The organism is Thermosipho sp. (in: thermotogales) (assembly GCF_020054775.1).
Taxonomy (GTDB): Bacteria; Thermotogota; Thermotogae; order Thermotogales; family Fervidobacteriaceae; genus Thermosipho; species Thermosipho africanus.
This window is the reverse complement of sequence record NZ_JAIHAP010000004.1, coordinates 1-11,745: the sequence shown is the minus strand read 5'-3', so window position 1 is coordinate 11,745 and position 11,745 is coordinate 1. Positions and strand designations below refer to the sequence as shown.

Annotated in this window: 10 protein-coding genes; 8 read left to right on the top strand and 2 right to left on the bottom strand. The window is 32.2% G+C overall.

Annotated elements, in window-relative coordinates:
- From JG780_RS01595 to priA, 7 genes are all read left to right on the top strand, one after another.
- Entirely contained in the window at positions 1 to 1,614 is a 1,614-nt protein-coding gene (locus tag JG780_RS01595) for a glycoside hydrolase family 57 protein (RefSeq protein WP_287569022.1), read from the top strand.
- Positions 1,615 to 1,793: 179 nt separating this feature from the next.
- Entirely contained in the window at positions 1,794 to 2,369 is a 576-nt protein-coding gene (locus JG780_RS01590) for a 2-oxoacid:acceptor oxidoreductase subunit gamma family protein (RefSeq protein WP_004100654.1), read from the top strand.
- A complete protein-coding gene (locus JG780_RS01585; RefSeq protein WP_004100655.1) occupies positions 2,362 to 2,694 on the top strand; it encodes a 4Fe-4S binding protein in 333 nt (110 codons plus the stop codon). Before JG780_RS01590 ends, JG780_RS01585 begins: the two co-directional genes overlap by 8 nt.
- 13 nt (positions 2,695 to 2,707) lie before the next feature.
- On the top strand, positions 2,708 to 3,886 hold the full coding sequence (porA, locus tag JG780_RS01580) for a pyruvate synthase subunit PorA (RefSeq protein WP_004100656.1): 1,179 nt from the start codon (positions 2,708 to 2,710) through the stop codon (positions 3,884 to 3,886).
- Between the two features lie 13 nt (positions 3,887 to 3,899).
- Positions 3,900 to 4,877 (top strand): thiamine pyrophosphate-dependent enzyme, encoded by a 978-nt coding sequence (locus tag JG780_RS01575; RefSeq protein WP_004100657.1) that lies wholly within the window; start codon positions 3,900 to 3,902, stop codon positions 4,875 to 4,877.
- Between the two features lie 88 nt (positions 4,878 to 4,965).
- Positions 4,966 to 5,808, top strand: a complete 843-nt coding sequence (locus JG780_RS01570) for an SDH family Clp fold serine proteinase (RefSeq protein ID WP_287569021.1) — start codon at positions 4,966 to 4,968, stop codon at positions 5,806 to 5,808.
- 90 nt (positions 5,809 to 5,898) lie between these two features.
- Entirely contained in the window at positions 5,899 to 8,148 is a 2,250-nt protein-coding gene (gene priA / locus JG780_RS01565; RefSeq protein WP_353844449.1) for a replication restart helicase PriA, read from the top strand.
- On the opposite strand, the gene JG780_RS01560 is transcribed toward priA, so the two are convergent.
- Together JG780_RS01560 and JG780_RS01555 are read right to left on the bottom strand one after the other, a co-directional pair.
- A complete protein-coding gene (locus tag JG780_RS01560; RefSeq protein ID WP_004100661.1) occupies positions 8,141 to 8,596 on the bottom strand; it encodes a chemotaxis protein CheW in 456 nt (151 codons plus the stop codon). The genes priA and JG780_RS01560 overlap by 8 nt on opposite strands.
- 28 nt (positions 8,597 to 8,624) lie before the next feature.
- Positions 8,625 to 10,652, bottom strand: coding sequence for a helix-hairpin-helix domain-containing protein (locus JG780_RS01555; RefSeq protein ID WP_287569019.1), 2,028 nt, complete (start codon positions 10,650 to 10,652; stop codon positions 8,625 to 8,627).
- Positions 10,653 to 10,775: 123 nt separating this feature from the next.
- On the opposite strand from JG780_RS01555, the gene JG780_RS01550 reads away from it, so the two are divergent.
- The coding region (locus tag JG780_RS01550; RefSeq protein WP_287569018.1) for an extracellular solute-binding protein at positions 10,776 to 11,745 on the top strand (970 nt) is incomplete at its 3' end.

Genomic DNA, 11,745 nt, shown 5'->3' with positions numbered 1-11,745 from the left:
ATGCCAAAAGGAAATGTAGTATTTGTTTTACATGCACATTTGCCATATGTTCATCATCCAGAGTATAAATTTTTTCTTGAAGAAAATTGGTTGTTTGAAGCTATAACGGAGACGTATGTTCCGCTACTTAGAATGTTTAAGCGACTTGAAAATGAAGGAATAAAATTTAATTTAACGATGTCAATTACTCCCCCTTTGATGGAAATGCTAGCAAATAAATCTTTACAAGAAAAGTACATAAATAGGATGACAAGGTTAATAGAGCTTGCTGGAAAAGAAATAGAAAGAACAAAAAATGAAAATCCCAAAAAACATAAAATGGCAAAGTATTATTATGAGGATTTAAAAGAAATATTGTATATATTTAAAGATGTATACAATGGAAATATATTGAACGGATTCAAAGAATACATGGAAAAAGATAGATTGGATATAATAACTTGTAATGCAACACATGGTTTTCTTCCGTTAATGGAAATGTATCCTCAAGCAATTAGGGCTCAGATTGAACAGGGAATTAAAACATATGAAAAACATATGGGAAGAAAACCAAGAGGAATATGGCTTGCAGAATCTGCCTATTTTTCTGGACTTGATAAGTATCTTAGTGAATATGGAATCGAATATTTCTTTGTGGATTCTCACGGTTTTTGGTATGCTGATGAAAGACCTAAATATGGTGTTTACAGACCTATAATTACTCCAAATAATGTCTTTGTATTTGCTAGAGATCCAGAAAGTAGTGAGCAGGTTTGGAGCGCAGAAATAGGTTATCCTGGTGATGGACGATACAGAGAATTTTATAGAGATATAGGATTTGATAGAGAGTTTGAATACATAAAACCCTATATTGATCCAAGTGGAGTTAGGATGAATACAGGAATTAAGTATCATAAAATAACCAGTAAACAAACACCTCAAAATAAAAAGGATTTTTACGATATAGATGAAGCAATTCAGGCAGCTAAAGAGCATGCCATGGATTTTTTAAGAAAGAAAGAGCAACAATCTAAAAAATTGATTAGCTTGTTTAATGGAATTGAACCAGTCATAGTCGCTCCTTTTGATGCAGAACTTTTTGGTCATTGGTGGTATGAAGGCCCAATCTTCCTTGAAGAATTTATGCAACTGGCTTCAAAAAGTTCTTTGGTGAGAACATTAAAGGCTTCTGATGTTGTAGATATAGTAGAAAAAGTACAAATTGCAACTCCTGCCACCTCTACATGGGGAGCAAATGGATACAATGAAGTGTGGTTAAATGGAACTAACGATTGGATTTATCCTCACCTTCATGAAATGGTAGAAAAAATGACTGAACTTGCACAAAAGTATCCTAACAAGGATGAAATTGAACCTGAAATAAGAAGGGCATTAAATCAAATGGCCAGGGAATTATTGCTTGCTCAATCAAGTGATTGGGCGTTTATAATGACAACTAGGACAAGTGTTGAATATGCTGTTAATAGGACTAAAACACACATAAGGCGCTTTTTGGAGTTATATGACATGGTTAATAGCGGGAAAGTAGATGCAAAAAAACTTTCATATTATGAATGGACAGATGATATTTTCTCTGATATTGATTATACAATGTATTTGAAAACAGATAAGTAAAATTAATTAATCCATAGTTGTTAACAGAACAAAAACACATTTGAAACTTTTTTACGTTTGTAGAATATCCTTTTAGGTGGTAAAATAGTCATGGGAATACTTTCACATTATTGATATTTAGATGCAAACTATACTTGTTTTAGTGTTTAAAAATCTTTTTTGTAAGGAGGGAGATAACAGTGCCCGCAAAATATTTTGAGATTAGATGGCATGCAAGAGCAGGGCAAGGTGCAAAGAGTGCCTCCCAGATGCTTGCAGAGGCAGCTCTTGAAATGGGAAAATACGTTCAATCTTTCCCAGAATATGGTGCAGAAAGAACAGGAGCACCAATGAAGGCTTTTAATCGTGTTGCCGATGAACCAATTTTGGTCCATAGTTCAGTTGATAATCCAGATGTTGTAGTTATAATTGATGATACCATGTTAGGACAACCAATGCTTACCGAAGGAACAGATGAAAACACTGTATTTATAGTAAATACCGTTAAAGATGTTGAATATGTGAGACAGAAACTTGGAGCAAAAGGGAAAGTTTGTACAATTGCTGCAACAGATATTGCACTTGAGGAAATTAAAAGAGGGATTCCAAATACTGTTATGTTAGGTGCTATTGCAAAAGTTACAGGAATAATAACACTTGAAAGTGTAGAACAAAGAATTAAAAAGGCATTTGCTAAAAAATTCCCTGAAGAAGTTGTAGAAGCAAATGTTAGAGCCCTTCGCCGTGGATTTGAGGAGGTGAAATGCAATGGCTGAACTCAAAGGATGGAAAGATATTCCAATTGGCGGAGTTATAGATAAACCCGCTACTGCAAAAGAATATCAAACAGGAACGTGGAGAGTTATTAGACCCGTTCACCAACCAGAAAATTGTATTCATTGTATGATGTGTTGGCTTTACTGTCCTGATCAAGCAATTGTAATTGAAGTTGTAGATGGAAAGCCAAAAATGAAAGGATACAATTATTATTACTGTAAAGGTTGCGGACTTTGTGCAAATGTATGTCCAAAAACAAATGATAACCTTCCTGAAGAAAAAAGAGCAATTGTTATGAAACCTGAAACGGAATTCCAAGACTAAGGAGGTGCCTGAAATGCCAGAAGTAAAAAATAGACAAGCAGTTACTGGCGCGCAAGCGATTGCAAATGCTATGCGTCAAATAAATCCTGATGTTGTTGCAGCTTACCCAATTACCCCTCAAACACCTGTTGTTGAATATTTTGCGCAATTTGTTGCAGATGGTGCTGTAGAAACTGAAATGATCCCAGTTGAAAGTGAACATAGTGCAATGAGTGCTGTTGTCGGTGCAGCAGCAGCAGGTGCTCGTGCAATGACAGCAACAGCAGCAAATGGTCTTGCATTGATGCACGAAATTGTATACATAGCAGCATCTTCAAGGCTTCCAATTGTTATGGCTGTTGCAAATAGGGCTCTTTCTGGACCAATTAACATTCACTGTGACCACAGTGATGCTATGGCAGAAAGAGATTCTGGATGGATTCAACTTTGGGCAGAAAATGCTCAAGAAGCTTATGATTTTACATTAATGGCAATAAGAATTGCAGAACATGAAGATGTTAGATTGCCTGTTATGGTAAATTTTGACGGTTTTATTATTTCACATGGTGTTGAAGTAGTAGACTTTTTAGATGATGAAGTAGCAAGGAAATTTGTTGGTGAGCCAAAAGTTATGTATCCACTTCTTGATACAGAGCATCCAGTAACACACGGTCCACTAGATCTATATGATTATTATTTTGAACACAAAAGGCAACAAATTGAAGCAATGAAACATGTTAAAAAAGTATTTAAAGAAGTTGCAGAAGAATTTGCAAAGATTTCAGGAAGAAAATATGATCTTCTTGATAAGTATAAAGTTGATGATGCAGAGTACATAATGATTGCACTTGGTTCAACAGCAGGAACGATTAAATATACTGTTGATCTTTTAAGAGAAGAAGGACACAAAGTAGGAGTAATAAAGCCACAAATCTTTAGACCATTCCCAAAGAATGAATTGCAGGAATTACTAAATGGTCGAAAAGGTGTTATTGTATTAGATAGAGCAGCATCATTTGGTGCAGAAGCACCTCTATATGAGGCTGTAAAGAGTGCACTTTATGAAGTTGCTGTAAAACCACAAATCGGAAGTTATGTCTATGGACTTGGTGGAAGAGATATTAAGATTGAGCACATTAGAAAAGCATTTGAAGATGCATTTAGTGGTAACTTAATAGCTGATGAAGAAAGATACCTAGGACTCAGGGAATAAGGAGGTGTAATTGATGGCTTTAAATATAATGCAACTTGCAACAATGTTTGCAGATAAACACCCTGGTATAACATCCGGTCACAGACTTTGCCCAGGTTGTGCTGCTCCAAATGTAGCAAAATTTGCCCTTATGACAGCAGAAGCACTTGGTTATACCCCAGTTGTTGGATTTGCAACAGGATGTATGGAAGTTTCAACTACAATCTATCCATACACAGCATGGAATGTTCCATATATTCATAATGCATTTGAAAATGTTGCAGCAACAGTTAGTGGTGTAGAAACTGCATATAGGGCCCTTTTGAAAAAAGGAAGACTTGTTGATCCAAACAAAAAATATGCATTCTTTGCATTTGGTGGAGATGGAGGAACATACGATATCGGTCTTCAAGCACTTTCTGGTGCAGTTGAGAGAGGACACAAATTTATTTATATAGTATACGATAATGAAGGTTATATGAATACTGGAAACCAGAGATCAGGTGCTACACCTCCTGGTTCTCAAACAACAACACAACCAGTAGGTAAAAAATTGTCTGGTAAGATCCAGCTTAAAAAGAACATTGTAGAAATTATGGCTGCTCACGAAAATGTATACGTTGCAACAGTATCCACTTCTGAACCAATGGATTTCTTCAAAAAAATCGAAAAAGCATTAAACTTTGATGGCCCATCATTTATAGCTGCAATGTCTCCATGTGTAAGATTCTGGAGAGTTAATGATGATAAAGCAGTTGAGATTTCAAAACTTGCAGTAGAAACTGGTTATTGGCCATTGTATGAAGTAGAAAGAGGAGTATATAGAGTAACAAAGAAAGTAAAAGAATTAAAACCAGTTAGAGAATTCATTGAAAAACAAGGAAGATTTAGACCTCTCTTGAAGAGACCAGATGCTGATGAAATAATCAATGAATTGCAAGAATATGTAACAAGTAGATGGGAAAGACTTCTTGCACTTGAAGAAGCAACAAAAGATAAACCAATTAGATAATTTATTTAGGAAGATAATAAAAGCAAGGCGTCATGCCTTGCTTTTTTTGATATAATTGAGTAGAGCAATTATAGAAAGAGGTGGAAAGATGGGAGATTTGTTTACTATCATTTTTCAAATTTTTTGGATGGTATTGATTATTTCAAGTTTTACGCCGTTATTTAAAAGTTTGTCTTTGCATTCTTCAAGAGATGGGCTAATAAGAGCTATTGAGAAAAAAAGAGGAAGTAGAGTTATAACATTGATACACAGGGAAGAGTCCCTCAATTTCTTTGGACTCCCCATTAGAAGGTATATAGATATAGAAGATTCTGAAGAATTGATAAGGGCTATTAAGATGACTCCAAATGATATGCCAATAGATTTAATTATTCATACTCCAGGTGGGCTAGTATTAGCTGCTGAGCAAATTGCAAATGCTTTAAAAAAGCATAAAGGGAAAGTGACTGTGTTTGTTCCACATTATGCAATGTCTGGTGGAACTTTAATAGCTTTGGCGGCTGATGAAATTGTAATGGATGAAAATGCAGTTCTTGGACCAATTGATCCTCAACTAGGACAGTATCCAGCTGCCTCTATTTTGTCTGTTGTTAAAAAGAAAGATATAAACGAAATAGATGACCAAACGTTAATTTTAGCAGATGTAGCAGAAAAAGCAATGAAACAAATGAAAGAATATGCGACTAATCTTTTAAAGGAAAAATATGAAGAAAATGCTGAAGAGTTGGCTGATAAACTTGTAAGTGGATATTGGACACATGATTATCCAATTACAGTGGAAAAAGCAAGAGAACTTGGATTAAAAGTTTCTACAGATATGCCAAATGAGATTTATTTGCTAATGAGTCTTTATAAACAATCAGGAAAGAGAAGACCTTCTGTAAATTATGTACCTGTTGATTATAGGGTATTTAAAGACAATCAAAAATGATATAATTTCTGATAAAAAAGTGGCTTCCATTTTTTTTAAGGAGCCACTTTTTTATATGATAAAATAAACATAGAATCAAAAAATAATGAGGTGGTTTTTCTGTTATATCAAGTAGCTTTGTCCAATTCCTCTTTAAAGAAAATTTTTTACTGTCAGTCAAACATACCGTTGGAAAAAGGAGAACGAATTATAGTAAAGTTTAAAGGAAAAAAAACAATAGGATATGTTTTGGGAGAAGTTAATAACAGTTTCAATAAAGATAAAGATACATTAGTTTTTCAATCAAAACTAGATGGGAAGAGTTTTTTAAAAAGCTGGTTAGTTGATGCTTTGAAAGATGCTGCGTTTTATTATAACACGCCTGTTGGCAAGCTTTTTGATTTATGTTTTCCAAAAGGCATAGAAAACTATTTTGTTCAAAGGGTAAAATTTAATAACCCTCTTTATGGTTTTGAAGAGTTTACCTTGGATGAATTTATAAATAAATTTGGTGAAAAGAAATTACAGCAATTTTTAAAAGATGGAACAATATCTGTGTTTAAGGATTTTAAATTGAAAGTTCCCACCCCAAGAAAGGAAATTTATTTGGAGTTAAAAGCAGATTTAAAAGAGATAAGCACTAAAAGATTGACAGAGAAGCAGAAAAAAGTAATTGACTATCTTTTCTTAAATAAAATCGTTTCTTATAAAGAATTAAAAGAGCTTGTAGATATTAATAAAGATGTAATTTTGCAACTTAAAAGAAAGGAATTAATTGAAATATATGAGAATATTCCGGAAAAGATTAAAAAAGTTGTTCTTAATGAAGAACAAGAGAAAGTTGTTGAAGAGATTGTTAAGAGTAAGTCCAAAGTATTGTTGCATGGTGTTACAGGTAGTGGTAAAACAGAAGTATATCTTTCAGTTATAGAAAGGTTAAATACAAAAGTTTTATATCTTGTTCCAGAAGTATCACTAATAGAGCAAACACTTTCTAGAATTTATTCTAGATTTCCAGATTTGAAGGTAGAAGTTTATCATAGCTATTTAACAAAAAGTCAAAAGGTGGATGTTTGGCTAAAGGCTATAAAAGGAAAAATTGATATTTTAGTTGGAACAAGAAGCGCATTTTTTATACCTCATAATTATGGCTTAATAATCGTCGATGAAGCACATGATGAAAGTTATTATCAAGATGGTGAAGTAGTGTACGATATAAATTATCTTGCCGATAAGTTCCATGGTCCAGTTATTTTTGGAAGCGCAACACCAAGGCTTGATCATTATTTAAAGGCAAAAGAGAATAAGATGAAAATTTGTAAGTTAACAAAGAGGTATGGTTCACATCTTCCTGATGTTGAAATTATAAATATGAAAAAAGAGGAAAAAGTAACATATCATCTTTCTAAAAAACTTGTAGATGAAATAAAAAATGAATTGGATAAATCAAAGAGTGTAATGTTATTTGTAAGAAGAAAGGGTTATTCACTTATTATGTGTACTAATTGTGGTCACGTAGTAAAATGTCCAAATTGTGATGTTGCCTTAACTTATCATAAATCTAATGAAAAGTTGAAATGTCATATATGCGGTTATGAGGCAGAAGTAATATCGACTTGCCCAGTATGTGGTTCATTAATGCTTTTGGAAAAGGGTGCTGGAACTGAAAGGATAGAAAAGGAGATTCAAAATCTTTTTCCTGCAAGAAATATTTCGCGAGTTGATACTGAAGTTATTCAGGATTATAGATTATTTCAAAGAATTTTGAAGGGTCTATACAATGGAGAACTTAATATTTTGGTAGGAACAAAGATGATAACGAAAGGGTTGGATGTTCCCACTGTCAATTTGATTGGAGTAATTGATATTGATGCCATTCAAAGCTTGCCTGATTATAATTCCGCTATTAATTTGTTTAGGCTTATTGTACAAGTTGTTGGCCGTTCAGGAAGAAAAGAAAAAGGAAAAGCATTAATTCAAACATATGATCCTGAAAGTTTGGTATTAGAATATGCTGTCAAACAAGATGTAGAAGGTTATTATGACTATGAATTAAACCAAAGGAGGGTTCTCAATTACCCTCCATTTGTTGATATTATTCAAGTTGTTGTTTATTCTAATGAAAAAGAAAGTGGATTTAAAAATGCAAAGAAAATAGTTGAAGAACTAAAAGAAAACAAATTACAAATTCTTGGACCAACTGAATTTTTTATTCCAAAAATAAGAAATTTATATTTACATCATTTTATAATAAAAACAAATGAAGTGTTAGAGGTAAATCAAACTTTAAACGATTTATTGGTTAAATTTCCAGCTAAAGTTAGTATAAGGGTCAATCCACCATCATTGTATTTTATTTGATTATATTTTCAATGGCAAGCTTTTCCTCTTTTTTCAGTACTTTTTCAACATCTAAAATTAGAATCATCCTATTTTCAAGTTTAGCAATTCCAAGCAAGAATTCAGCAGATAATCCGCTGTATTCTGGTGTTTGATCTATTTTATCACCACTTAATGTAATAACTTCTTTTACATCGTCAACTAGAAAACCCATCTTTTTGCCATTTTCTTCAAATCTAATAACTATTATTTTTGATTTTTCCTTATCTTCGAAATCTTCTAACATGAATTTTTTACGAAGGTTTATAATGGGGATAACTTCTCCCATGAGGTTGATTATTCCTTCAACATAATCTTTGGAATTTGGCAGTTTAGTGGTTTTTTCATATTCTTTTACCCTATCTACTTTCATAATATCAATAGCAAATTCTTCATCTCCTAAAACAAAAGTTAAAACTTTTAATTCCATACTGTCACCTCCTCTGTATTTGATTATATCATATTAATTTAACTTTTATATGCCTTAATTGCTGATCTAAATCAATTATTTCAATATCTACAATGTCATTAATATTTAGATCTCTAGTTATAAGTTTTTTATATAAGAATGCGGATTCTTTTAGCCCTATATCAATAAATGCTCCAAAGTCTGTTATATTTGTAACTTTTCCCTGCAATCTTAAGCCTATTCTTAAGTCTTCAAATGTCAAAATATCATCAAATAATTTTGGCTTAGGAATAGATTCTCTTGGGTCTAATCCAGGATTTTTAAGCTCATTTATTATGTCCTTTAAAGTTAATATTCCTACATTTAATTCTCTAGAAAGTTTTTCAATGTCAATATTGTCTAAATTAAGACTAATTATTTTATTTGCTATTTCATATTGTTCAGGGTGAATCCTGCTCTTTTCAAGTGGATTTTTTCCATCAATTATTCTTAAAAAACCAGCACATTGTTCAAATGTTTTTTCTCCGAGTCCCTCTATGTTTAGTAATTGATTTCTTTCTATAAATTTACCATGTTTTTCCCTGTATTTTACTATTTTTTTGGCAAGTGAAGGTGTAATTCCTGATACATATTCAAGAAGTTTGGCAGAGGCCGTGTTTAGATTAACACCTACCATATTAACTACATCTTTTGTAATGTTGTTTAGTTCTTCTTCCAACTTTTTTTGATTTACATCGTGTTGGTATTGTCCTACACCAAGTGATTTTGGATCAATTTTTACAAATTCTGAAAGAGGATCTTGCACACGCCTGCCAATACTTATTGCACTTCTAATTGTAGGATCAAGATCTGGGAATTCTTCTATAGCTATTTTTGAGACAGAGTATACTGAAGCTCCAGCTTCATTTGCAAAGATATACTTTACATCCAGATTAAATTTTTTTATTGTATTTACTATAAACTTTTGTGTTTCTCTAGATGCCGTGCCATTACCTATAACTATTAGGTTTAGATCAAATTTCTTGATTAATTCTATGACAATTTTTTCCGAATTTTCAATATCATTGTGTGGAGGAGTTGGGAAAATAATTGCTTTTTCAAGGAATTTCCCGTTTTCATCAAGAACTGCAATTTTACATCCAGTTTTATTTCCTGGATCTATAGCAAGGATTCTTTTGTCTTTTAATGGTGGTGTGAGTAATAGTTGTTTTAGGTTTTTTGAGAAAATTACAATGGCTCTATTTTCTGCCTTTTGGGTAAGTTGGTTTCTAATTCTTTTTTTTATAGAATCAAATAATTTTCTCCAACCCAACTCAAGTCCTTTTAATATAATTTCGTTTTTAAGATCAAGCTTTGTGAGCTTGAATATTTCATTTTTGAATTTATCATCAAGTGTAATTTGGACTTTTAAAATGTTTTCTTTTTCTCCTCTGTTTATAGATAATACACTGTATTCTTTTAGGTTTTTAATTTTTTGAGAAAAATTTTCATAGGCGTCATATTTTGTTTTGTAATCAACTTTTTTAGTACATTTTAAATATCCGTATTCAAATATAAGAAATTCTAATCTTTTTCTTATATTTTCATCATGAGAAAAATTTTGAGCAATAATATTTATCAAACCTTCTATTACTTTATCTTTTGTGTTGAAGGTTTTGTTAAAATATTTTGGAATTTCTTTTTCAAAGCTTTCAGGATTATTTATTAGTTTATTGTAAAGCTCTAAAAGACCATTTTCAATTGCAATATCAGCCTTAGATTTCTTTTTCTTTTTATAAGGTAAATATATCTGTTCAAGTTCATCTAAATCGTATGAATTTTCGATTTTCTTTTTCAGCTCCATTGTGAGTTTATTTTCTTTTTCAAGTGCTTTTAATATTTTCTTTTTTTCCTTTTCTACTTTTTCATAGTAATGAAATAGGTTTTGGATTTCTCTTAATTGTTCTTCGTTTAATCCACCGGTTTGGTCTTTTCTATACCTTGCTACAAAATGAATAGTATTTTCTTTTAAAAGTAATATTGCATTTTTAACTTGCCAGTTTTCTAGATTCATTTTTTTAGAAATTAGTTTTTCCAAAATTTCACGCTCCTTTATAGAAAAATTATATCAGAAAAAGCAAGAATGTTTAATTTTCCTTTTACATTCAAATGTGGTATAATATAATGCTGCAGGGAATTTTAGAAAAGGAGGGGAAAGTTTATGAAAAAACTATTGGTAATTTTATTGTCACTTGTTGTTATTTTTTCTTTTGCAAAGACTAAAGTTGTATTCTGGCATGCTATGGGTGGAAATCATGGGAAAACTTTAGAGCAGATTGTAAATTCATTTAATGAATCACATCCTGATATTGAAGTAGAAGCTATTTACGTTGGAAATTACGGTGCTTTATCTCAAAAACTTCTTGCTGGTGCACAAGCTGGGGAACTTCCAACAATTGCACAGGCTTATTCAAACTGGACTGCAAAATTAATTCAAAGTGGCGTTGTCCAAAAATTAAATGACTTTTTAAACGATCCAAAGATAGGGCTTGCAAAAGAGGAATGGGAAGATGTATACGAACCTTTGAGAAAAAATTGTATGTGGGGTAATGACATTTATGCTGTTCCTTTCAACAAGAGTCTTTACATTTTATACTACAACGCAGATCTTCTAACACTTTACGGTGTTGATGTTCCAAAATCAATTAACGAACTTTACTATGCTGCAAAAGTTTTAACAGAAGATGTTGATGGTGATGGTAAACCAGATCAATATGGATTTGGATTTAGAACAACTGCAGACTTGTTCCAAATTCTTCTTTCACTTAGAGGCGGTTCTGTTTTAAAGATGGAAAATGGAAAATGGGTATCAAATATAGATAGCCAAGAAACAAGAGATGTTTTAAGCTTTGTTAGAAAAATAGTTGATGAAGGTATTGCATATTATCAAGGAGGATACATGAACGATCCATTTGGTCAACAAAAGGTTGTTATGTACATAGATACAATTGCAGGAAGAAAATACGTTGAGAGCTCTGTAAAGGGTAAATTTAATTGGGGTTGGGCACCTGTACCAGTTTGGAAAACAAGAAATGTTCCATTTGCAGGAACCGACATTATTATGTTTGCAAATGCAACTGATGAAGAGAAAAAAGCAGCTTGGGAATTTATGAAATACCTTATTTCACCAG

Excerpts from the sequence above, each read along its gene's own strand:
- JG780_RS01595 (WP_287569022.1), top strand. The coding sequence starts at position 1 with ATGCCAAAAGGAAATGTAGTATTTGTTTTACATGCACATTTGCCATAT.
- JG780_RS01560 (WP_004100661.1), bottom strand. The coding sequence starts at position 8,596 with ATGGAATTAAAAGTTTTAACTTTTGTTTTAGGAGATGAAGAATTTGCT.
- JG780_RS01575 (WP_004100657.1), top strand. The coding sequence starts at position 3,900 with ATGGCTTTAAATATAATGCAACTTGCAACAATGTTTGCAGATAAACAC.
- porA (WP_004100656.1), top strand. The coding sequence starts at position 2,708 with ATGCCAGAAGTAAAAAATAGACAAGCAGTTACTGGCGCGCAAGCGATT.
- JG780_RS01585 (WP_004100655.1), top strand. The coding sequence starts at position 2,362 with ATGGCTGAACTCAAAGGATGGAAAGATATTCCAATTGGCGGAGTTATA.
- JG780_RS01570 (WP_287569021.1), top strand. The coding sequence starts at position 4,966 with ATGGGAGATTTGTTTACTATCATTTTTCAAATTTTTTGGATGGTATTG.